The following is a 22,899-nucleotide window of genomic DNA, read 5'->3' as shown; positions in this document are numbered from 1 at the left end:
AAGGTCTTGGAAGCGGATCATCGGTGTAGGCCGATGCTTTTTGACTTTTTAATGCCCCATCAAGGCTGGATCATGCGGGTATTTTGTCAGGTTTTCATAGCCATCTTCGGTGATCAGCACCTGATCTTCCAGCTTGATTGAAAAATCCCCATTTTCGGGACTGATCAGCGCCTCAACACAAAGTGTCATACCGGGTTGCAGTTCATAATCGAACGCACCCGGCACCATCTTGTCGGGGTAGGCAACCAAGGGCCATTCATCGCACAGGCCCACGCCATGCATCAGGCAGCCGTATTTCAGCTTTTGATATTTATCAGGCAACACGTGGGTTTTGCGCGACAACTCTTCGATATTCACGCCCGGTTTAAGCATATCCATATTGGTGCGGATATGTTCAACCCCGATCTGCATCGCTTCGATCATATCTGCGCGTGGTTTCTGATCGCCGATCCACCATGTCCGGCTGATATCCACACAGATGCCGTAAGCGCCCACAAGGTCGGTATCAAAGGCCACGATTTCGTTGTTCTGCACGATCCGCCCGCCGCATTCCTGAAACCATGGGTTTGTGCGCGGACCGGACGACAGCAGACGCGTTTCGATCCATTCGCCACCCCGTATGATGTTTTCAGCGTGCAGGACCGCCCAGATATCGTCTTCGGACATATCGCCGTGGGGTACGCCTGCGCGGGCCGCGTCCTCCATCGCATAGCAAGCTGTTTCGCAAGCGTGGCTGGCGCAGCGCATGGCCAAGATTTCATCGGGGCCTTTGATGCTGCGCGCCTTTTCGGTCAGTTCCTCGCCGGGGTGAACGGTGAAACCAACAGCCTCCAGCGCGCGCAGGCCGTGCAGCATGGGTTTATCACGCCAAGTGCCATGTTGCCGCCGCCGTGTTCGATGATCAGATCGCGGACTTGGTTGGCGAAATTGTCGGCGGCCGGTTCCAACTTATCGCCGCGGTCAAAATAGAACAGGTCGGCACCAGTGCGTTGTTCGTTCACCAACGGATTGAATTTGCTAAGGAACATGCCATTCTTATAGTCCCACATCACCATATAACCGTCGGCACAAACGATGCACGCCCGGAACGGGTTGTGGCTGTTCCATAGTTGCATGTTGGTGCTGTCGGTTGCGTAGCGGATGTTGAGCGGATCAAACATCAGTATACCGCCATAGTTGCGGGCATTGACCGCATCGACCAAGCGCTTGTGCCGCCATGTGCGCAGGCTAGGCAGATTAGGCAATTGTAATCCAGCGGCAGCCCATTCGCCAAAAGCCAGTTGGGTGGGTCCAATCTCAACCCGGTCTTGGTCATTGGGGGTGCCATCCCCCAATGTGGCACCGCGTGTCGGGTCGATCTTGCGGGTGTCGCGGTAGTGGGTGTTCATCGCAGTATCCCTTGGCCTTGCGGGGCCAAGTATGCGCGTGCCGCGCCCTAGATCATGTCCGTTTTCGACATTTCCCGGTTTTCGGATGGGTTCAAAGGCCGGGGTCCAATGCGCCTTCGGCAACGAGGGCATCGTATTTGTCGCGTTCAAACCACCAAAAATCCACGTTGCGGAAAAAATCGTAGGGGGCGGGTTCTTCGGGGATGCCGAAGATATCCCAGACGGCAATACGGTGACTGTTGATCGTCCAGCCCGGCACCCAGATGTGTTTTGAGCGCAGAACCCGGTCCAATGCACGGGCGGCGATGTTTAGCTCATCGCGCGTTTTGGCAACCACAACACGTTCTAACAGTGCATCGACAACCGGGTCAGCAATGCCGGTCAGGTTGTTGCTGCCTTCAGCATTTGCCGCTCTTGATCCGTAGAAAGCCCGCAGTTCAGCACTGGGTGTCGTCAATACCGACCAAGCTGTTGAAGACATATCAAAGTCGAAAGCCTGACGGCGTTGCGTCCACGAGCTTGGGTCGATCACGTTAAATTCTACATCAATTCCCAAAGCTTTAAGGTTTTCGGTGTAGGGGATCATAACGCGTTCGAGACTGCGGCTGCTGTCGGGGAATTCCAGTTGCATCGGCTCTCCGGCCGCATTGCGGCGAATACCGTCGTCACCCACGACCCAACCGGCCGCATCCAGCAATTCGCCTGCCTTGCGCAACGCGGCCCGGTCACGTGGGCGGTTGCTGCTGACGTTGGGGACATAGGCAGGGTCAGTGAAAACCTCGGGTGGCAACTGATCGCGAAACTCCTCCAGCAAGGCTAGCTCTGCACCTTCGGGCAGGCCGCTGGCCTGCATGTCGGTATTTTCAAAGAAGCTGTCTGTGCGTTCGTAGGTATCGTAAAAGATCGCCTCATTCGTCCATTCGAAATTGAATGCGTAATCCAGGGCCTGGCGCACGCGGATGTCTTGCATCACAGGGTTACGCATGTTCAGCCAGATGCCCTGCGCACTGCCCGGGCGGCCATCAGGGATCAGCATTTGCTTGACATAACCGGCCTGGGCTGCGGGAAAGTCATAGCCTGTCGCCCATGAGGATGACCGGTATTCAGCGCGCATGTGATACTCGCCAGCCGCAAAAGCCTCTAGCCCGATTGTGTCGTCGACGAAGTATTCGTAATTGAAGCATTCAAAGTTGTTGCGGCCTGCGTTGACTGGCAGGTCCGCAGCCCAGTAATCATCATCTTTGCAAAAGGTGAGCGAACGTGTGGCATCGACCGCAGTCAATTCGTAAGGACCAGAGCCGAGGGGGGTATCCATCCAGCTTTCGTCAAAGGGCGCATCATCGTAGAAGTGTTCCGGCAACACTGGCAGTTCTGCGATGCGCCCCAGAAGTCCGCTGCCAGCACCTGAAGGCAGATCAATGCGCACGCGGTTTTCGGTCTCGGCAGTAACCTCGATCACATCCGAAAGCAGATTGCGATAAAAGGGGTGCCCTTCCGCTTTCAGCGCGTTGATCGTGAAGACGACGTCTTGTGCTGTGACCGGTTCGCCGTCATGAAACCGTGCTTCAGGCCGCATGTTGAAAGTCACATAAGACAGATCATCGGGGTATTCGATCGTTTCGGCAATCAGCCCGTAGAGTGCATCAGGTTCATCATTGGCCCGCACCATGAGGCTGTCATAAACATGCATGCTAACCTCGGGGGCGCTGTCACCTTTGATGATGAACGCATTCAGACTGTCAAAAGTACGATTTCCGAAAACCTGACGCTGGCTCATTGTGCCGCCTTGTGGGGCGTCAGGATTAGCATAGTCGAAATGCGTGAAATCCGGGCCATATTTGAGATCGCCGAAGGTGGAAAAGCCATGGCTGATGGTGACATCGGCAAAGGCAGGGGCGGTGAGCGCCATGAAGGGCAGGGCGATAGCAAGGCGAAGATGCATGGCGTGCTTTCTCTTGGATAAGGCAGGTAACCTATAAAGAAGTTTAGCGCTTATGCGGCGGGCTTCAATATTGCTCTGCGGACGATCATAGGCGCCCATATGTACCATTTAGAAACGAAAATGGCGGGCAAGAGCCCGCCAGTTTCAAGTTATCAACGTGGCTTACCACTGGAAAGAAACACCAGCTTTACCGCCTGCTGTACCGTCTGCTGCCGCAACACCAAGGTAGACGATTGTGCTCCCGGCTTCGCCAACGCGGCCTGATGCTGTAACAGCAAACGCGGATTCCCCGTCATGAAAACCAGTACCAACGTTCAGGCGGAAGTTTGAGCCTGGGTCAGGTGCAAAAACCTCCATGGCGTTCGACATGGCCAAACCTTTGTTCAGGTCGCCGCGCAATTCGGAAAGACCATCCTTAAGGTCGACAATATCTGCGGCATTCGTTGCGATATCGGCGCTGTTTGTAGCGATGTTGTCAGCGTTGGTTTGGATATTGGTGACATTGGTTGCGATATTGTTCGCGTTTGTCTGAATATTTGTGACGTTCGTCGCAATGTTATCCTCGTTTGTTTCGATCTCTTGTTGTTGCGTGACGTTGACAGCGACAGCGCCATCAGCGGTGGATTGGGCGTTTGCAGCGGCGGTTTCATTGGCGTCGATTTCTGTCTGCTGTGTTGTGTTGACCGCGACAGCGCCATCAGCGGTCGTCTGCGCGTTTGCAGCCGTGGTTTCGTTGGCGTCAATTTCTGTCTGTTGCGTTGCGTTTACGGCGACAGCATCATCAGCGGTCGCCTGCGCATTTGCAGCGGTGGTTTCGTTGGCATCGATCTCTGTCTGCTGTGTTGTGTTGACCGCGACAGCGCCATCTGCGGTGGATTGTGCGTTTGCGGCAGCGGCTTCGTTGGCGTCAATTTCTGTCTGCTGTGTTGCGTTTACAGCGACAGCACCGTCAGCAGTGGACTGTGCTGTATCCGCTGCGGTCTGCGCGTTGTCGGCGGCCGTTTGCGCGTTGTCTGCCGCAGTTACAGCACCGTTGGCTGTGGTTTGTGCGTTGTCCGCCGCAGTCTGCGCATTGCTAGCTGCTGTTGTGGCGCCATTGGCCGTTGTTTGCGCATTGTCGGCGGCTGTCTGGGCATTGCCCGCAGCGGTGACTGCTCCATTCGCGGTAGTCTGGGCATTATCTGCCGCAGTTTGCGCGTTGCCTGCGGTTGTTGCGGCACCATTGGCTGTTGTTTGTGCATTGTCAGCGGCGGTTTGCGCGTTGCTGGCAGCTATGGTGTTTGCGTCAATATCAGTTGCGTTCTGGTTCACGTCGGCGACAATCTCGTTAATATCGGACTGATCGCAGACATCGCCACCGGCACCACCTTCACAGGTCACAGCGAGGGACTGCGCATGGGCACTAATCGGTGCCACGATACAAAGTGCTGCAACGGCAGCCACCGTGAATGTCGAAACCTTGGTCTTACTTGTCATTTCCGGACTCCAAATTGGTTAATGAACTTTAATGTTCACGACACTTACGCGTCAGGTCCGGAAATCATTCTCAAAAAAAAGAGGCGCCCGCATGGACGCCTCTTTTTGTCGATGATGTGTAAATATCAGCAGCTGTAATACAGCTTGTATTCCATGGGGTGTGGTGTGTGTTCGTAGGCGTAAACCTCTTCCCACTTCAGTTCCATGTAGCCTTCAAGCTGGTCTTTGGTGAAGACGTCACCGGCCAGCAGGAAGTCGTGATCGGCTTCGAGCGCTTCCAGCGCTTCGCGCAAGCTGCCGCAGACCGTTGGGATCGCTGCCAGTTCTTCCGGCGGCAGATCATAGAGGTCTTTGTCAGATGATGGACCGGGATCGATCTTGTTCTTGATGCCGTCCAGACCAGCCATCAACAGCGCCGCAAAGCACAGGTATGGGTTGGCTGCCGGATCAGGGAAACGCGCCTCGACGCGCTTGGCCTTGGGGCTTTCGGCCCATGGGATCCGCACACAACCGGACCGGTTACGGGCCGAATAGGCGCGCAGAACGGGCGCTTCAAAGCCCGGGATCAGGCGCTTGTAGCTGTTGGTTGATGGGTTGGTGATCGCGTTCAACGCTTTGGCGTGCTTGAGGATACCACCGATGAAATACAGCGCCTCTTGCGACAGGTCAGCATACTTATCGCCTGCGAATAGCGGCTTGCCGTCTTTCCAGATCGACATGTTCACGTGCATGCCTGTGCCGTTATCGCCCGCAATCGGCTTTGGCATGAATGTTGCCGACTTGCCGTAAGCTTGGGCGACGTTGTGGATGACGTATTTATATTTCTGCAGCTCGTCCGCCTGATGCGTGAGCGAGCCAAAGATCAGGCCCAGCTCGTGCTGGCAAGACGCCACTTCGTGGTGGTGCTTGTCGACCTTCATGCCCATGCGCTTCATTGTGGATAGCATCTCGGACCGCATTTCCTGTGCGTCGTCGATTGGGTTGACGGGAAAGTAGCCGCCTTTGACGCCGGGACGGTGGCCTGTGTTGCCCATCTCGTATTCGGTGTCTGTGTTCCATGCGCCGTCCATGGCGTCAACTTCGTAGGACACTTTGTTCATGGAGACGCTAAAGCGCACATCATCAAAGACAAAGAATTCGGCCTCAGGGCCCCAGTAGGACACATCACCGATACCGGAAGATTTCAGGTACTCTTCTGCTTTCACCGCTGTACCACGTGGGTCGCGGCTGTAGGCCTCCATCGTGTCAGGTTCAACGATGTTGCAGTTAATGCAGACGGTTTTTTCTGCATAGAACGGATCAACATAGGCGCTTTCGGCCTGCGGCATCAGTTTCATGTCGGATTGATCAATGGATTTCCAACCGGCAATAGAAGACCCGTCAAACATGAAGCCTTCTTCCAAGAAGTCTTCGTCAACCAGATCAGCCACAACAGTCACGTGTTGCAGTTTGCCGCGTGGATCAGTGAAGCGGATGTCGACATAGTCGGCTTCCTCGTCTTTGATCAGTTTCAGAACAGCTTTGTTGTCCATCTATACAGGTCCCTTTTCGTGTCGTTTGGATTAAAGTGCGTCGTCGCCGGTTTCACCGGTACGAATGCGGATGGCTTGTTCGACAGGTGAGACAAAGATCTTGCCGTCGCCGATCTTGTCAGTCTTGGCGGCACCGATAATTGCCTCGATGGCACCATCAACCTGATCTTCGGCCAAAACCACTTCGATTTTCACCTTGGGCAGGAAATCAACCACATACTCAGCGCCGCGGTACAATTCGGTGTGGCCCTTTTGACGGCCGAACCCTTTGACTTCGACGACAGACAGGCCTTGCACGCCAACCTCTTGCAAAGCTTCCTTCACTTCGTCGAGCTTGAACGGCTTGATGATCGCTTCGATCTTTTTCACGGCGCGATTCCCCCTTTGGTGTTTCGTCAGTGGTGAGACCATTTCTCTTGCATAGGGACAATTCGTAGCGGAACCTGATGGCAAGCTGGCCCAGCGAAAGACTATGTGTTGCTTAATTTTTGTGCAAGTTGGTCGTTTGGTTGGCGAATTGAAAACTTTAGGTGTTGAAACCATGACCGAACTACTGACCGCTGCCCAAATGCGCGCCATCGAACAGGCGGCGATTGCCTCTGGCGAGGTAACTGGGCTGGAGTTGATGGAGCGCGCTGGGCGCGGCGTTGTAGAGGCGATTTTTGAAGAATGGCCTGATTTGCGCGGCAATGGCCATCGCGCCGTTGTGCTGTGCGGGCCGGGCAATAATGGCGGGGATGGGTTTGTTGTGGCCCGGTTGCTGAAAGAGGCCGGGTGGGATGTTGAGGTGTTTTTGTATGGGGATGCGGGGAAGCTACCGCCAGATGCGCGGGTGAATTATGAGCGGTGGGGGGAGCTTGGTGGAACTTCTCCAATTAGTGAATTTAATGCTTGGAAATGTCACTATGAACTCGCCGTTGATGCATTGTTTGGAACTGGATTAACCAGAGCCGTTGATTGTGACGTTGCAAAAATCGTTAATGATGCATGCGCAATTGACCGCGTAGTATCTGTTGATATGCCATCAGGATGTTGTTCAGACAGCGGCAGAACGCTGCTGCATGGCGCAAATGAGGCCTATCTTCCGCAAATAAGACCAAGTCTGACGGTTACATTCCAGTTTGCTAAATCGGGTCATTATCTAGGCGAAGGGGCTGATATTTGCGAAAAGATTGCCATTTCGGATATCGGTTTGGATCGGAATTCAGCATTGATGGAATTGGGTGTTCGACCAAATAAGAATAGCAAGAAAAGACGTGTAGATTTGACGATTGCGCCACGCTTGATCCCGCGCTGGTGGTACGAACCTGATTGTAATTGGAGCTGGTTGGGCAAATTCAGCAAGGATCAACCCCACAAGTATAGCAATGGTCACTCTCTCATAATCTCCGGCTCTGTTGGCAAAGGCGGCGCTGCGCGTCTTGCCGCCCGTGGCGCTTTGCGTGTTGGGGCAGGGGCGGTGACAGTAGGCTGTCCACCTGCGGCTTTGATCGAGAATGCGGCGCAGTTGAATGCGATTATGCTTCGTTCTGTGAAAGGTGTGGATGGGTTGGACGATGTTTTGTCCGACGACCGCATGAATGCGCTTTGTATGGGACCGGGGATGGGGGTGAGCGATGAGAGCCGTGGCCTCATCGAGGCAGGCTTGAAGAGCGGGCGGGCCATGGTGCTGGATGCGGATGCTTTGACGCTCATCGGGCGCGATGCGCCTCTTTTCGCTTTGCTGCATGACACGTGTGTTTTGACGCCGCATGCCGGTGAATTTGCGCGGCTATTTCCTGATATCGCGGAGAAGCTTGTGGCACCTGCTACCAAAGGCCCGGCTTATTCCAAGGTTGATGCGACACGTGAAGCGGCAAAGCGGGCAAGCTGTGTGGTTTTGTTCAAGGGTCCCGATACGGTGATCGCTGATCCTTCGGGGCGGTGCAGTATTAATGCATCCGTCTATGAACGCAGCGCGCCCTGGTTGGCCACCGCCGGTTCGGGCGATGTTCTGGCGGGCTTTATCACTGGCCTTTTGGCCCGTGGTTTTGCCCCGATGCAGGCCGCTGAAACCGGCGCTTGGCTACATACCGAATGCGCGCTGTCCTTTGGTCCGGGGCTGATTGCCGAAGACTTGCCCGAGGAATTGCCGAAAGTCTTTCGCGCCCTTGGAATTTAAGCGATTTTTCCTCTCGCATCCCTGTCATTCCTTTGCTAGACAGCGCGCAACCGGGGGCAGGCCCAAAACCTGCCCCTTTTGATCATGCGGGTGTGGCGGAATTGGTAGACGCACCAGATTTAGGTTCTGGCGCCGCGAGGCGTGGGGGTTCGAGTCCCTTCACCCGCACCAAGTTTGAAAAAAGAAGGACAGCACATGAAGGTCACTGAGACCCTGAACGAAGGCCTCAAGCGCGGTTATGCGATCACCGTCACGGCGGCTGAACTGGATGCCAAGGTTGAAGAAAAGCTGAAAGAAGCGCAGCCCACGGTTGAAATGAAGGGCTTTCGTAAGGGCAAAGTGCCGATGGCGTTGCTGCGCAAGCAGTTTGGTCAGCGTCTGATGGGCGAAAGCATGCAGGAAGCCATTGACGGCGCGCTGTCTTCGCATCTGGAAGAAACAGGTGATCGTCCGGCGGCCCAGCCAGAGATGAAGATGACCAATGAAGATTGGAAAGAAGGCGACGACGTGCAGGTCGACGTAACCTACGAGAAGCTGCCGGAGATCGAGGACGTTGATTTCAGCAAGATCAAGCTGGAGCGCATGGTTGTGAAGGCTGATAAGGATTCGGTCAAAGAAGCCCTCGATAACCTTGCCGAAAGCCCGCAGGCTGTTGATTACCAACCCAAGAAGACCCAAGCCAAAGATGGTGATCAGGTTATTCTGGATTTTGTTGGTAAAGTTGATGGCGAACCGTTTGAAGGTGGCGCTGCTGAGGATTATCCGCTGGTGCTGGGCTCCAATTCGTTCATTCCCGGTTTTGAAGATGGCCTGTTGAAGGTCAAAGCGGGCGACGAAAAAGACGTCGAAGTGACCTTCCCCGAGGATTATCAGGCTGAAGCGCTTGCCGGTAAAAAGGCGGTTTTTTCTTGCACCATCAAGGAAGTCAAAGCGCCCAAGGCGCCGAAGATGGATGATGAATTAGCCAAGAAATTCGGTGCCGAAGATCTGGACGCTTTGAAAGCACAGATCACCGAACGTTTGGAAGCGGAATATACAGGCGCGTCCCGTGCCGTTGCCAAGCGTGGTCTGCTGGATACGTTGGACAAGAAGGTCAAGTTTGATTTGCCAGCGTCATTGGTTGAAGCTGAGTCTAACCAGATTGCCCATCAGCTATGGCACGAAGAAAACCCTGACGTCGAAGGCCATGATCACCCCGAGATCAAGCCGACCAAAGAACACACCAAGCTGGCCGAGCGCCGTGTAAAGCTGGGCCTGTTGTTGGCTGACATTGGCCAGAAGGCTGAGGTCAAAGTGACCGATCAGGAAATGACACAAGCGATCATGAACCAAGCCCGCCAGTACCCGGGTCAAGAGCGTCAGTTCTTTGAGTTTGTGCAGCAAAATGCGCAGTTCCGTCAGCAGTTGCAGGCACCGATGTTTGAAGACAAGGTCGTTGATCATATCTTTGAGCAGGCTGTTGTAAAGGACAAAGAGGTCAGCAAAGATGACCTGCAGAAAGCTGTTGAGAAGCTTGAAGAAGAGTAAGTCTTCGACAGGTAGCTAAAGGAAAGGCGCCCCGAACAGGGCGCCTTTTTTATTTTGTGCGGGGTGCAGTGCCTACATCTCAATACGGAATAGCGCGAAGCCGCTGTCGCTGGTGCCTGCGGGTGTAATTGTCATCCCTTCGACACTGTCGGCATAGGCCGCACCTGCGGGGCCGGTTTCAAACATAAGGGACGTGTCGGGTAGCGGTGCAAAGGACCAGTTGGCGTCTGCCTTGGGGTCGATCGTGCCCTGTTCCACGATATAGCGCACGATGACATCGCGGTTGGTGTCGGGCCCTTCAAAGATGATCGTATCACCCAGCGCACCGGGGAAACTGCCACCGCCAGAAGCGCGGTAGTTATTGGTGGCGATAATGAACTCTTGTTCTGGATCAACGGGTTGCCCATCGAATTGCAGGTTCACGATGCGATTGGCATCTGGGTTGATCACTGCGCCCTCGCGGTCGAATTTTGAGGGCTGGGTCAGGTCGATTTGATATGTCACACCGTCCATCACATCGAAGTTGTAACTGGGGAAGTCAGGGTTCAGCAGGATCGCATCTGTCGCGCCTGCGTCCACTTGGTTGAACATACCCGCGGATCGTTCCAGCCAGTCTTTCACTTGTGCGCCAGTCACTTTCACCGCGCGCACGGTGTTGGGGTAAAGATAGAGGTCGGCCACGTTTTTGATTGCCACATCACCAACAGGAACGTCCGTGAAGTATTCAGGCCCGCCGCGCCCGCCTGCTTTGAAGGGGGCGGTGGCCGATAAAATGGGCAACCCCGCATATTCCGTGCCGGTCAGCTGATCTGCGATGTACCAGAGTTGCGCATTGGACACGATCTGGACCGAAGGATCATCCGCCACCAATGCGAAATAGCTGTGGAGTGGGGCTGCCGTTTTCCCGACGGCGGTGCGCACATAGGCGAGGGTTTCGTCGTGAACGTCTTGGATTGATGCCAGAACCGGTTCGAAATCCTCGACCAGTGGTGTGATGCTGCGGTCTTCTTCGCGGCGCGAGATGGGGCGTGCCTCGGCCGTGTGCGACAGGACGCGCCAGCTGCTGCCATCACGTTCGATCAGCAGATCAACAAGGCCCATGTGACTGCCCCAAAACCCTGCCATGACGCCCGGTTTGCCGCCAATAGTGCCTGCAGCGACATCGACGCCGGCCCAATCGTCATAGTTTGAGGATGGGAAGACAAGGTGGCTGTGGCCGGTCAGGATCGCGTCGATCCCATCGACCGCGGCGAGGGGGATGGATGCATTTTCCATACCATATTCGGCCTCGGCGCCGCCGATGCCAGAGTGTGACAGGGCAACGATAATGTCTGCGCCTTCTTCTATCATTTGCGGCACATAGGCGCGCGCAGTTTCGACGATGTCGCGGGCCTGTACGTTGCCTTCCAAATGTTTGCGGTCCCAGTTCATGATTTGTGGTGGAACGAACCCAATAAGACCAATTTTGATTGGGGCGGCGTTGCCATCGCCGTCGATAATCTCGCGTTCAAGGATCGTGTAAGGGGGCAGGAGGGTCGTGTCGGCGGTTGGCGATGCGCCCATTTCCTTGACCACGTTCGCTGATACGACGGGGAAGGCAGCACCAGCGACCGATTTCATCAGGAACGAGATGCCGTAGTTAAATTCGTGATTGCCCAGCGTCGAGGCATCAAAGCCCAGCGTATTCATCGCTGTGATCACCGGGTGCATATCGCCTTCATTCATGCCCCGCTCATAGGCGATGTAGTCGCCCATCGGGTTGCCTTGCAAGAAATCCCCGTTGTCGAGCAACAGTGAGTTGGTGGATTCGGCGCGGACCCCTTCGATAATACTGGCGGTACGGGACAGGCCGACTGTGTCGACGGGCCGGTCCGCATAATAGTCATATGGGAAGACATGTACGTGCAGGTCCGTGGTTTCCATAAGACGTAAATGCGCCTGACCGGATGCAGCATTGACGGAAAACGGGTGCATTGCGATCAGGCCTGCTGAACCCGCGATAAAGTGACGACGATTAAGACGTAGTGACATGTGAACCCCCAATTTTGAATGATGAGGATAGTAAACGCCTGCCTGTGCATCCTGACAAGGGTGTGTCGACAATCGCGGATAGTATCGGCGAACCCTCTCTTGTTCAGTTCTGCGCCTTATTCGTCGTAGAGCCGGTTTTTTTCGTTGTGCCGCAGGCGCGCGTCGATGTCTTCCTGCGTCAGCCCGCTTTGGCTTTGCGCGAAAAGCGCTTCGCCGTAAGTGGGAAGGCCATCTGTCGGGGCGGCTTGATCCGGTTGCCACAGCTTTGACCGGATGATGGCTTTACCGCAGTGGTAAAAGGCCTCTTCAACCCCGACGATGGTTGCGAAGTCAGGCACACGCCCGTTTATTGCCATGCTTTCGCGCAAGGGCAGGTCACGCACGATCTGGGCACTGCCATTTACGCGGACAACCTCATTGCGATTGGGCACCATAAAAACGATGCCGATGCGCCCGGTTTGCAGGATGTTCTGAAAACTGTCGAAGCGGTGGTTGCCGGGCCTGTCGGGGATCGCGAGTGTCTTGTCGTCCACAACCTTTACAAAGCCCGCAGGGTCGCCTTTGGGAGAGGTATCAAGGTTGCCTTGTGCATCGACGGTGGAGACGATGATGAAGGGACTGCGTTCGATCCAGATACGGCAGTGATCGTCGATATGATCGAGAACCTTGTGCTTTTGGGCCGCGTGAATGCCGCTGATCACCGCGCGGATCTGCGCCTCTGACGTGATGATGTCGGTCGGTTGGTAAGGCATGGCCGTCCTATGCGTTGCAGCAGTTCAGGCAAATCATAAGCGTTTAAGCGTCCATTTATCCAGTGTTTCCCCAAGCCAACGAAAAAGGCCGCCCCGGATAGGAGCGGCCTGATGTTGTGCAAAGATGCGAGAAGATTAATCTTCTTTGGTCTCATCTTCGGATGCGTCTTCTGCAACTTCGACACCAGCTGATTCAGCCAGTTCTTCGTCGTCAGATGCAGCAGCGCCGATATCGTCAAACAGTTCCTGAATTTCGAACTCAGCGGCTGCTTCTTCTTCGGCAGCCAGTTCAGCGATTGATTTACCAGCGGCTTGCAGTTCGGCTTCTTCGGTAGAGCGTGCAACGTTCAGTGTGATTGTTGCAGCGACCTCTGGGTGCAGTTCGACGGATACGTCATGCAGGCCCAGTTCTTTGATCGCGCCCAGCAGGACAACCTGCTTTTTGTCGACTGAGAAACCAGCCTCTGTGGCGGCTTCGGCGGCGTCACGTGTGGTGACAGACCCATAAAGCGAACCTGCGTCAGATGCAGAGCGGATGATGATGAATGTTTCACCGTCCAGCTTTTCAGCCAGCGCGTCTGCTTCCTTTTTGGTTTCCAGGTTGCGTGCTTCCATCTGGGCCTTTTCAGCCTCGAAACGCGCCATGTTGGCATCGTTCACCCGCAGGGCCTTGCCCTGTGGCAGAAGGAAATTACGTGCGTAACCTTGCTTGACGGACACAACTTCGCCCATTTGGCCAAGCTTTGCCACGCGCTCAAGTAGAATAACGTCCATGTGCTTTGCTCCTTACTTGACGGCGTATGGCAGCAGGGCAAGGAAACGGGCACGCTTGATCGCACGGGCGAGGGCGCGCTGGTTCTTTGCACCAACAGCAGTAATACGGGCGGGAACGATTTTGCCGCGCTCAGAGATGTAGCGCTGCAAAAGGCGGGTGTCTTTGTAGTCGATCTTGGGGGCGTTATCGCCCTCAAACGGATCGGACTTACGACGGCGGAAAAATGGTTTAGTAGCCATGATTGTTTGTCCTTATCTACAGATCAGCGGCGTTCGCGGCGATCGCCACGTTCTTCGCGTTTTTGCATTTGCACAGAAGGGCCTTCCTGATGTGCATCGACCTTGATGGTCAGCACGCGCATGACGTCTTCGTGCAGGCGCATCAGGCGTTCCATTTCCTGAATAGCAGGGGCAGGGGCATCTGTGCGCATAAAGGCATAATGCCCTTTGCGGTTCTTGTTGATCTTATAGGCCATCGTTTTGACGCCCCAGTATTCGTTTTCCAGCAACTTGCCGCCGTTGTCGGCAAGAACGGTTCCGAAATGTTCGATAAGGCTTTCAGCTTGCGTGTTGGACAGATCCTGACGCGCAATCATGACATGCTCGTATAGCGGCATGCGTACTCCAGTTCATATATCAGCGCATTTCATAGGATGGGCGGTTTTCCTTGCATGCGTCCCATCCACGAGAGGCTGCGCAGTTCATACATGTTGCAGCAAGGATGGGGCCTTATACTGCCGGATTGTTCTGATGCAAGCTATGAAACACCTACAAAAGCTTTGTTTTTGGCAACAATCGCAGATTTCTTAACCCCGCCCTAAGCTTGCCCCTTTATTGCCGCGTTTAGCGAGGATTCTAGTGTAGATGAAAAGATGGAGTGGGCAGATGGCAGATATGAATGCGACCGTCGCTGATTTTTCGAACGATATTGCGCGGACATCCCCGTTTGAGATTGATGACGTGTTTTGGGGCTATAAGGTGAAATCCGGCAAGGGTGCACCTTTTTCGGTGATGTTTGGTCAGGCGATTTGCTTTTTCTTTGGCGTTTGCCTGGTCACAGCGACCCTGGGCGTTCTGGTGCTTCCAACGCTGTTTTTCGATGGCGGATTGGGTATTATGCGCATTGGTGCGGCGACACTGATGGGCGCTGCGGGTTTTTATCTGTTGTGGTTCGCGAGCCGTGGTACGCTGCCTGAAATCCATGTGGATACGCGCCAAAACGAGGTACGAGAGGTTGTTTGCAACCGCTCTGGCAGGCCCACAATGGTCGCGGCTTACACTTTTGATGAGATCGGCGGCATTTTTCTGGAACCAGATGCTGAAACAGGTCAAAGTCAGCTTCTTTTGGGTTATCGTGATACGGCACAGACGATTGCTGTGGCCGCTGGCACGGAGGCGCAACTGTTACCATTGCGGGACCGGCTTGCGCGGGATTTGTTGGGTGTTGATGCCTTGGCGGGTGTTGAGGCGGCCTGACCAACGCGCGATGCAGCGCTGACCAAACTGCGTAGATGAACAAGTTGTGTTCATTTTTGAAGCTATACAGTGTGTGAAGATGCCCTAAGTGTGTGTGATGTACATATCAACGCTTGGAGACGCATCATGAAATCTTTTATCGCCACGGCTGCCATTGCCGCTGCTACACTGACGACGCCTGCTTTCGCAGCATCTGAAAACTATGTGCTGGACGCCAGCCACAGCCAGATCGTTTTCACTTATGACCACCTTGGTTTTTCGACGACGTATGGCATGTTTTCAGGCTTTGAAGGTGAGATTGCGTTCGATCAGGAAGATCCTGCTGCTTCATCCGTGAATGTTTCTTTTCCTGTGCGCACCATGTTCACCGGCTGGGAAGCACGTTTTGATCACTTCATGAGTGGTGATTTCTTTGATGCAGCCGAAGATGAGATGGTGACATTCACATCGACCGCTATCGAAGTGACCGGCGAAGATACCGCATTGATCACAGGTGACCTGACCCTGAACGGCATCACAAACCCTGTTGTGCTGGATGCCAAGCTGAACCAAGTCGGCATGCACCCGATGGCAGAAAAGCCATGGGCCGGTTTTGATGCGACAACAACCGTGCTGCGTTCCGATTTTGAGGTTGGCAATTTCGCGCCTTTCGTCAGCGACGAAGTTGAAATCATGATTTCAATTGAAGCGATGCAAGCTGAGTAAGCATTTTTAGAACGAAGAAATATTCGGGCCGCTTCCGCGAATGGAAGCGGCCTTTTTTGTTGTCTAGCGCGTTGCCGTCAGCGCGATAGCGACGTTGACCGCAAAGGCCAGATTGCTTTCGTCATTCATGCTTTGCCCGATGTTAAAGGTTCGGCGATCAATCACGACAGCGCCTTCCATCTGGGCCGTCTCCCCTTCAATCACCAAAGTGAAAGGCAGGGTGAGGTCGGCGCTGATGTCTTTGATGGTCAGTGTGCCTTCGGCCAGATACCCGTCCGCCCCGTCAGAGACGATGTCGGCGGCAAAGACCGCCGTCGGGAAGGTGCCAACGTTGAAAAAGTCAGTGCCAAGCGCGTTGTTGGTCACAGACCCCAGCTGCAAAGAGCCGATGGCGATTGTCGTCTCAACACGGCCAAGAACACCTGTGGCGGTTTCATCAAAGGTGATCGCTGCGGTCCAGTCGTTGAAAGCGCCCTCTACCGGGCTGCCCAGTTGGGTGACCGTCAGGCCGATTTCACCCTCTGTTACCGTCCACTCGGATGATACTTCGTCAAGGGCGGCCGTCACGATGTCTGATTTTGTGGTATAAAGCCCGCCCGCTGCGCCTGCCGCGGTCGCTGCGATATAGATCACTACTGCTGCGATTGGCGCTGTGAGGCTGCTTTGATGGGCCCCCGCTGTTGCAATTGACGGCCCGAACCACATGCGCCGTAGCGTGGCGTCTTTGTCAATGAAGTGGTGTTTAAGAGCACCTGCGATATGCAGCAGAATGGATCCAACCAGGATCTTGCTCCAGACCCAGTGCAGCCCTGCGAAGAGCTTTGCGATGCCTTCATCATTGGGCACAAAAGGCAGTTCCTGGCTGATCGGCAAAAGGAGTGGCGCAAAACCTTCGGTGGCAGCGTGATGGATCCAACCGGTCAATGGAACAGCCACAAGTGAGATGTAGAGCAGCCAATGCACCAAGTCCGCCAGCAGTGTTTCGACCTTGCGTTCGGGATGTAATGTGGCCGGTTTTGTTTGTGTCAAAGCCCATATGATCCGGGCCAAGGCAACGACAAATACAATCACACCGAGCGTTTTATGAAAGGAAAAAAGCTGCGCCTTGAAAGCCAGTTGTTCGCTGGTTTCATATGGCAGTCTGTTGGCAACGGCACCCAGCGGAATGATCGTCAGGATCAGTAGCGCTGTGAGCCAGTGAAAGGTTTTTGTGACGATGCCGTAGGTGGCGGCGGTTTGTGTGCCCGACATTGCGAACTCCGATGCTGTGTCTGCTGCCATAGTTAGCACGTCTGGCGTCCCGGCACAGGCCATTGTCTGTGCATCGGTGCGGTGCTTGTGTGCGGGCACGTGGCGCGGTAAGCGTCAAACAACAAAAAACAACGACAAGGGGGCATTTGATGCGCGCATTTGTATTTCCGGGACAGGGTGCACAAACCATTGGGATGGGTCAGGCGCTGGCCGAGGCTTATCCTGCGGCCAGGGCGGTTTTCGATGAGGTGGACGAGGCGCTGGGAGAAGACCTGTCCGGTTTGATCTGGGGTGGTGATATTGAAGAATTGACCCTCACAGCCAATGCACAGCCTGCGTTGATGGCAACCTCGATTGCCGCGATGCGGGCTTTGGAAGCAGAGGGCGTGTCAGTGGGTGCTGCATCATTTGTGGCCGGTCATTCGTTGGGGGAGTATTCGGCGCTGGCCGCAGCAGAAGCTATTTCACTGGCCGATACGGCCCGCTTGCTGCGCGCCCGTGGCAAGGCGATGCAAGATGCGGTGCCAGTGGGTGTGGGTGCGATGGCGGCCGTGCTGGGCCTTGATTTGGGGGCTGTAAAAGAAGTCGCGGCGCAAGCGGCCCAAGGTGAGGTGTGTGAGGCGGCTAATGATAATGACCCCGCCCAAGTTGTTGTGTCCGGGCATAAGGCGGCTGTTGAACGTGCGGTGGATATCGCCAAAGAAAAGGGTGCGAAACGCGCGTTGTTGCTGCCTGTAAGCGCACCTTTCCATTGCAGTTTGATGCAACCCGCCGCTGATGCGATGGCGCAAGCTTTGGCCAACGTCGCGATTGCGGACCCCAAAGTGCCGGTTGTCGCCAATGTCTTGGCTGAGGCCGTGACGGACGGTGCGCAAATCAAAGACTTGTTGGCGCAACAGATCACTGGTGCGGTGCGTTGGCGCGAAAGCGTGATGTATATGGCTGGGCAAGGCGTGACCGAGGTTTATGAAATCGGCGCGGGCAAGGCGCTGTCTGGCATGGTCAAGCGCATTGACCGTGGTCTGACATCTGCCGCTGTGGGCACACCTGAAAACGTGGTGGCTGTTGCTGCTACGGTGAGTAAATGACTTGAAGAAGGGATTTTAAATGTTTGATTTAAACGGAAAGAATGCGCTAGTTACAGGTGCATCTGGGGGTATCGGTGGTGCGATCGCAAAGTCCCTTTATGACGCTGGTGCAACGGTTGCGCTGTCCGGCACGCGGGTCGCCCCGTTGGAGGAATTGGCGGCATCCCTGGGGGACCGTGCGCATGTGCTGCCATGTAATCTGAGTGATGCGGAGGAAGTAACTGCACTGCCAAAGCAGGCTGCTGATGCGATGGGATCGGTTGATGTGCTGGTGAACAACGCTGGCATTACCCGCGACAACATCTTTATGCGCATGTCGGATGAAGAATGGGCATCAGTGCTGGAGGTGAACCTGACGTCGACGATGCGTCTGTGTAAGGGCGTGATCCGTGGGATGATGAAGGCACGCTGGGGCCGTATCGTGAATATATCGTCTGTGGTGGGGGCAACCGGCAATCCCGGGCAGGCGAATTATGCGGCTTCGAAGGCTGGTATGGTGGGCATGTCGAAATCGATTGCCTATGAGGTTGCGAGCCGTGGCATTACGGTGAACTGTGTCGCGCCAGGATTTATTACCACTGCGATGACAGACAAACTGACGGATGAGCAAAAGTCTGGTATTTTGACACAAGTTCCTGCAGGCCGAATGGGCGATGCAGAGGAAATCGCAGCCGCCGTATTGTACCTTTCCAGTCCCGAAGCTGCTTATGTTACGGGCACCACCTTGCATGTGAACGGTGGCATGGCCATGTTCTAGCGAGTCGCCACTTTCGATGACGACAAAGCGTTTGCCATTGCGGAATTCTCTGTTATAGGCCACGCAGATTTGCTGGAACGCGCATGTGACGCTAGGTCAAATGTTGCGCGACGCAGATAAGGCCGCGGTTTTTATTGCCGCATAAGAATGGGCGCAAGCCTTGGGAACAACGGGCGAAAGCCCATAGAAACGTAAGGATTTGATATGAGCGACGTTGCAGACCGCGTACGCAAGATTGTTGTAGAGCATCTTGGTGTTGAAGAAGACAAAGTGACGGAATCTGCGTCCTTTATTGATGATCTGGGCGCTGACAGTCTGGACACTGTTGAGCTGGTTATGGCTTTCGAAGAAGAGTTCGGGATCGAAATCCCTGACGATGCTGCCGAGACCATCCAGACATTTGGTGACGCGGTAAAGTTCATCGACGGCGCACAGTAAGCGTTTTGAAAGATTTATCAGACGGCGTCCTTTGGGGCGCCGTTTTTCGTTTTGTCTTGCAAATTTGCTACGCCCGTTTCGCGGCGGACTGTTTCGACATCCTTGAGCGAGATTCTGTTGTCGAATTTGACGCCGCTGTAGTGCGTATTGCCCCAGACCACTTCGCCATCAATCCATTGATCGCTGATATTGACCCCGATTTTTTCGCCTTTGGGGATTTCTGTGCCGTCGCTGTGCCTTAACTTGGTACCGAAGCAATTGATGTCGATCAGCACGCCGGGAACTTTGAGGTTTTGCCGACAATACCGTGTATTATAGGTCGTTTTATGCCGTTTCGCCCGTCGACGTCGCAGAATAAGCCAGCGTCGTATAATTGGTGTAACGACCGTCACCACAGCAATGAGCGTCAGTGTGAGAAACAGCGTGCGCCATTGAAAAACCTCAGCTGCAAGTGCTGACAGATTTTCGGCGACTTCTGCCAAATCCTCTGCATCGCTTGTTCCACTTATATCGCGGTTACTGTTGAAATCTGTATCGTATGCGATTTGCGCAGCGTTGCAGCGCAGATCAAGCAGATGTTGTCCAATCTTGTCCAGATTGCCACGCCTGACGATGTTGAAATGTGGGCGCACGGACTGTGGATCATCAAGGCTGGCTTGTTGCAGCAAGAGCCGGGTGTTTTGCAGGAATTGCAAAACATCTGCCCCATGTCCGGTGAACCGGTTTCCATTCACAGCGTTGAGAACTTCATCATTGCTGATATCTGCGCTTGCGATGCGAATTTGCCGGATGTCATTTGCAAAGAGGGCGGTTGCAGGATCGCGGGCAAGCCGCGACTGGATCGTATATAGTTTGTCGATCCTGTCGATTAGGGCGCAATCGGCGTGGGCGGGCCCGCTTGCGCCAAACGTGCCGATTGCAAGACTGATGATCAATCCCAGACGTCGCATGCTGCTATTCCTTCTTCGTCTCTGCATCACATCTACCGCCAATGCCTTAAGACCTGATGAAACGCATGTGTCCTATCCTTGCCGATCTTGACTGCTGCCCTTGCCCCTAGACCACCGGCTAGGCTATCAGTGGGCCAAATACGCCAAGAGGTGAGGGCAGAATATGCGTCGTGTTGTTGTGACAGGTCTGGGGTTGGTCACACCCCTTGCGGACGGTGTGGAAAAATCCTGGGAACGGATTTTGGATGGTCAGTCTGGTGCTGGCAAGATTACCGGCTTTGATCCGAGCCGTTTAACCACGCAATACGCGTGTGAAGTCCCGCTGGGCGATGGATCAGATGGTACGTTTAATGCCGATCAGTACCTTGATCCGAAAGAGCAGCGTAAGATCGATACTTTCATTATTTTTGGCATGGCTGCAGCACAGCAAGCCATTGAAGATTCCGGTTGGACGCCAGAAGACCGCGAGGATCTTGAGCGGACTGGCGTGATGATCGGTTCGGGTATCGGTGGTCTGAATTCCATTGCCAATACCGCCGTGATGATGGCCGAAAAGGGACCCCGTCGCATTTCACCTTTCTTTGTGCCGGGCGCTTTGATTAACCTGATTTCGGGTCAGGTTTCGATCAAATATGGCTTTCGCGGTCCGAACCATGCGGTCGTGACGGCCTGTTCGACAGGTGCACATGCGATTGGTGATGCGTCTCGTTTGATCCAGCACGGCGATGCGGATGTGATGATCGCCGGTGGTGCAGAAGCCGCGATTTGTGAGCTTGGTATGGCCGGGTTCAACGCTTGTAAGGCGCTGAGCACAAAGCATAATGATGATCCCACAAAGGCAAGCCGCCCTTGGGATGCGGACCGGGATGGATTTGTCATGGGCGAAGGTGCGGGGATTGTCGTGCTTGAAGAATATGAGCACGCGAAGGCCCGCGGTGCCAAGATTTACGCCGAAGTGCTGGGATATGGTTTGAGTGGCGATGCCCACCACATCACGGCCCCGCCGCCCGATCATGAGGGTGCTGAGCGTGCGATGCGTGCGGCGTGCCGCAATGCGGGGATTGAGCCGAGCCAGATTGATTACGTCAATGCGCACGGAACATCCACCATGGCCGATACAATTGAATTGGGCGCTGTGGAGCGGTTGGTGGGCGATGCTGCGTCATCGCTGAAGATGTCGTCGACGAAATCCATGACAGGTCACCTGTTGGGTGCTGCTGGTGCGATTGAGGCTATTTTTTCGATCCTTGCGATCCGTGATCAGGTTGCCCCGCCGACGATCAACCTTGATACGGTTGATTGCGAGACGGTCGTCGATCTGTGTGCCAATGAAAAGCGCCCTGCAAAGATTGACGTGGCGCTGTCCAATTCCTTTGGTTTTGGCGGCACCAACGCCAGCGTTGTCTTTGGGAAAGTGGACTGATGTGGCGGCATATCGCGTCGAATGCTTTTACGTTTCTGATCGTTGGCTTGTTCCTGATTGCCGGTGTTGTGGCTTGGGGCGCGCGAGAGTACCGCGCTGCGGGCCCGTTGGAGGCCGCGATCTGCCTTGAGGTGCCCGGTGGCGGCACTTTTAGCCGTGTGAGTGCGGATTTGGTTGAGAAGAGTGCTATCTCCTCACCTTTTATTTTTGAGTTGGGTGCGGATTATACCGAAAAATCTGGCCAGTTAAAGCAAGGTCGGTTTCGTGTGCCTGAGGCCGCGTCGATGGAAGAGATCGTGGATATTGTGACCCGTGGTGGCCGCAATACGTGCGGCGCTGAGGTGATTTACCGTGTTGGCATTAATCGCACGATTGTTGACGTGCGTGAATTGGACCCCGCAACCAATCAGTTCGTTGAACTTGCTGGGTTTGTGGTGTCTGACGAAGAACCGCCAGCGGCCTATACTGAGGTCAAAGCCGATGGAAGCGCGACCTTCCGGTTGGTTATTGCCGAAGGTGCAACCAGCTGGCAGATCATGAATGCCCTTGGCGAAATTGATATCCTGCGCGACGACGTGACCGACGCACCCGCCGAGGGGTCTTTGGCCCCGCGCGACTATGACATTTCTGACGGTGATACGGTATCATCCGTGCTGCGCAGGATGCGTGAGACGCAAGAAGCGATCTTGGCTGAGGCTTGGCAGAACCGCGTGGATGGTTTGCCGCTGGAGACGCCTGAGGAGGCGTTGATCCTTGCCAGCATCATCGAGAAAGAGACCAGCGTGCCGGATGAGCGTCGTCAGGTGTCGAGCGTGTTTGTGAACCGTTTGAACCGTGGCATGCGTTTGCAGACGGACCCGACGGTTATCTATGGAATTACGCGGGGCGAGGGTGTTTTGGGCCGTGGATTGCGCCAGAGTGAGCTGCGCGGTGCGACGCCGTGGAACACTTATGTCATCGAAGGCCTGCCGCCCACACCGATTGCCAACCCTGGACAGGCGGCGATCGAAGCGGCGCTTGATCCAGACACAACAGAGTATATTTTCTTTGTGGCTGACGGCACCGGCGGCCATGCGTTTGCGACCAATCTGGATGATCACAACCGCAATGTGGCGGTGTGGCGTCAGATTGAAGCGGAGCGCGCGAACGACGGCTAACGCGCTGCTTTTAATAACAAATTGTTAACCGTGCGTGCGTTGGAGATGTCCAGTTCGGTTGACAATTGACC

At 54.8% G+C, this 22,899-nt stretch carries 20 protein-coding genes, 1 tRNA gene and 1 pseudogene; 10 read left to right on the top strand and 12 right to left on the bottom strand.

Annotated elements, in window-relative coordinates; all coding sequences use genetic code 11:
• Positions 1-48 precede the first annotated feature (48 nt).
• The 5 genes and pseudogenes from dddP to RCCS2_RS13725 form a co-directional block, all read right to left on the bottom strand.
• Positions 49-1,388: pseudogene (gene dddP, locus RCCS2_RS13750) on the bottom strand (dimethylsulfonioproprionate lyase DddP).
• Between the two features lie 91 nt (positions 1,389-1,479).
• Positions 1,480-3,330, bottom strand: coding sequence for an extracellular solute-binding protein (locus RCCS2_RS13745; RefSeq protein WP_008235233.1), 1,851 nt, complete (start codon positions 3,328-3,330; stop codon positions 1,480-1,482).
• A gap of 162 nt (positions 3,331-3,492) precedes the next feature.
• Entirely contained in the window at positions 3,493-4,806 is a 1,314-nt protein-coding gene (locus RCCS2_RS17985; protein ID WP_008235231.1) for a YadA-like family protein, read from the bottom strand.
• 125 nt (positions 4,807-4,931) lie between these two features.
• Positions 4,932-6,338 (bottom strand): type I glutamate--ammonia ligase, encoded by a 1,407-nt coding sequence (gene glnA, locus RCCS2_RS13730; protein WP_008235228.1) that lies wholly within the window; start codon positions 6,336-6,338, stop codon positions 4,932-4,934.
• Positions 6,339-6,368: 30 nt separating this feature from the next.
• Positions 6,369-6,707, bottom strand: coding sequence for a P-II family nitrogen regulator (locus RCCS2_RS13725; RefSeq protein WP_008235227.1), 339 nt, complete (start codon positions 6,705-6,707; stop codon positions 6,369-6,371).
• Between the two features lie 172 nt (positions 6,708-6,879).
• On the opposite strand from RCCS2_RS13725, the gene RCCS2_RS13720 reads away from it, so the two are divergent.
• From RCCS2_RS13720 to tig, 3 genes are all read left to right on the top strand, one after another.
• Positions 6,880-8,499, top strand: a complete 1,620-nt coding sequence (locus RCCS2_RS13720) for a bifunctional ADP-dependent NAD(P)H-hydrate dehydratase/NAD(P)H-hydrate epimerase (protein ID WP_037294249.1) — start codon at positions 6,880-6,882, stop codon at positions 8,497-8,499.
• An 86-nt stretch (positions 8,500-8,585) separates the two neighbouring features.
• Positions 8,586-8,670 (top strand) — tRNA-Leu (locus RCCS2_RS13715).
• 24 nt (positions 8,671-8,694) lie between these two features.
• The gene (gene tig, locus RCCS2_RS13710; protein WP_008235223.1) at positions 8,695-10,026 is read left to right on the top strand and encodes a trigger factor; all 1,332 of its coding nucleotides are present in this window, start codon (positions 8,695-8,697) and stop codon (positions 10,024-10,026) included.
• 72 nt (positions 10,027-10,098) lie between these two features.
• On the opposite strand, the gene RCCS2_RS13705 is transcribed toward tig, so the two are convergent.
• The 5 genes from RCCS2_RS13705 to rpsF form a co-directional block, all read right to left on the bottom strand.
• Positions 10,099-12,057 carry a bifunctional 2',3'-cyclic-nucleotide 2'-phosphodiesterase/3'-nucleotidase gene (locus tag RCCS2_RS13705; RefSeq protein WP_037294223.1) on the bottom strand — a complete coding sequence of 653 codons (1,959 nt, stop codon included), beginning with the start codon at positions 12,055-12,057 and terminating at the stop codon, positions 10,099-10,101.
• A gap of 116 nt (positions 12,058-12,173) precedes the next feature.
• Positions 12,174-12,809, bottom strand: a complete 636-nt coding sequence (locus tag RCCS2_RS13700; RefSeq protein ID WP_008235220.1) for a pyridoxamine 5'-phosphate oxidase family protein — start codon at positions 12,807-12,809, stop codon at positions 12,174-12,176.
• A gap of 135 nt (positions 12,810-12,944) precedes the next feature.
• Positions 12,945-13,583: a 50S ribosomal protein L9 gene (gene rplI / locus RCCS2_RS13695; RefSeq protein WP_008235219.1), complete on the bottom strand. Its 639-nt coding sequence runs from the start codon at positions 13,581-13,583 to the stop codon at positions 12,945-12,947.
• A gap of 12 nt (positions 13,584-13,595) precedes the next feature.
• The gene (gene rpsR / locus RCCS2_RS13690; protein ID WP_008235217.1) at positions 13,596-13,823 is read right to left on the bottom strand and encodes a 30S ribosomal protein S18; all 228 of its coding nucleotides are present in this window, start codon (positions 13,821-13,823) and stop codon (positions 13,596-13,598) included.
• 23 nt (positions 13,824-13,846) lie between these two features.
• Positions 13,847-14,200, bottom strand: coding sequence for a 30S ribosomal protein S6 (gene rpsF / locus RCCS2_RS13685; protein ID WP_008235214.1), 354 nt, complete (start codon positions 14,198-14,200; stop codon positions 13,847-13,849).
• 268 nt (positions 14,201-14,468) lie between these two features.
• On the opposite strand from rpsF, the gene RCCS2_RS13680 reads away from it, so the two are divergent.
• Together RCCS2_RS13680 and RCCS2_RS13675 are read left to right on the top strand one after the other, a co-directional pair.
• Entirely contained in the window at positions 14,469-15,059 is a 591-nt protein-coding gene (locus RCCS2_RS13680; RefSeq protein WP_008235210.1) for a hypothetical protein, read from the top strand.
• A 126-nt stretch (positions 15,060-15,185) separates the two neighbouring features.
• Positions 15,186-15,764 carry a YceI family protein gene (locus RCCS2_RS13675; protein ID WP_008235208.1) on the top strand — a complete coding sequence of 193 codons (579 nt, stop codon included), beginning with the start codon at positions 15,186-15,188 and terminating at the stop codon, positions 15,762-15,764.
• A 63-nt stretch (positions 15,765-15,827) separates the two neighbouring features.
• Here the strand turns inward: RCCS2_RS13675 and RCCS2_RS13670 are convergent, their stop codons facing one another.
• Entirely contained in the window at positions 15,828-17,015 is a 1,188-nt protein-coding gene (locus RCCS2_RS13670; protein WP_037294247.1) for a cytochrome b/b6 domain-containing protein, read from the bottom strand.
• A gap of 149 nt (positions 17,016-17,164) precedes the next feature.
• Here RCCS2_RS13670 and fabD point away from each other — a divergent pair, with 149 nt between their 5' ends.
• The 3 genes from fabD to RCCS2_RS13655 all read left to right on the top strand — a co-directional run bounded on the left by fabD (position 17,165) and on the right by RCCS2_RS13655 (position 19,298).
• The gene (fabD, locus tag RCCS2_RS13665; protein ID WP_008235204.1) at positions 17,165-18,103 is read left to right on the top strand and encodes an ACP S-malonyltransferase; all 939 of its coding nucleotides are present in this window, start codon (positions 17,165-17,167) and stop codon (positions 18,101-18,103) included.
• Between the two features lie 19 nt (positions 18,104-18,122).
• Positions 18,123-18,860, top strand: coding sequence for a 3-oxoacyl-[acyl-carrier-protein] reductase (fabG, locus tag RCCS2_RS13660; RefSeq protein WP_008235202.1), 738 nt, complete (start codon positions 18,123-18,125; stop codon positions 18,858-18,860).
• A gap of 204 nt (positions 18,861-19,064) precedes the next feature.
• Entirely contained in the window at positions 19,065-19,298 is a 234-nt protein-coding gene (locus RCCS2_RS13655; RefSeq protein WP_008235200.1) for an acyl carrier protein, read from the top strand.
• Positions 19,299-19,315: 17 nt separating this feature from the next.
• Here the strand turns inward: RCCS2_RS13655 and RCCS2_RS13650 are convergent, their stop codons facing one another.
• A complete protein-coding gene (locus RCCS2_RS13650; protein ID WP_008235199.1) occupies positions 19,316-20,248 on the bottom strand; it encodes a hypothetical protein in 933 nt (310 codons plus the stop codon).
• A 163-nt stretch (positions 20,249-20,411) separates the two neighbouring features.
• On the opposite strand from RCCS2_RS13650, the gene fabF reads away from it, so the two are divergent.
• Positions 20,412-21,671: a beta-ketoacyl-ACP synthase II gene (gene fabF / locus RCCS2_RS13645; RefSeq protein WP_008235198.1), complete on the top strand. Its 1,260-nt coding sequence runs from the start codon at positions 20,412-20,414 to the stop codon at positions 21,669-21,671.
• Positions 21,671-22,828 (top strand): endolytic transglycosylase MltG, encoded by a 1,158-nt coding sequence (gene mltG / locus RCCS2_RS13640; RefSeq protein ID WP_008235197.1) that lies wholly within the window; start codon positions 21,671-21,673, stop codon positions 22,826-22,828. Before fabF ends, mltG begins: the two co-directional genes overlap by 1 nt.
• Positions 22,829-22,899: the final 71 nt, after the last annotated feature.

The sequence above is a fragment of the Roseobacter sp. CCS2 genome (assembly GCF_000169435.1).
Classification (GTDB): Bacteria; Pseudomonadota; Alphaproteobacteria; order Rhodobacterales; family Rhodobacteraceae; genus Yoonia.
This window is presented reverse-complemented; position numbering and strand designations above follow the sequence as displayed.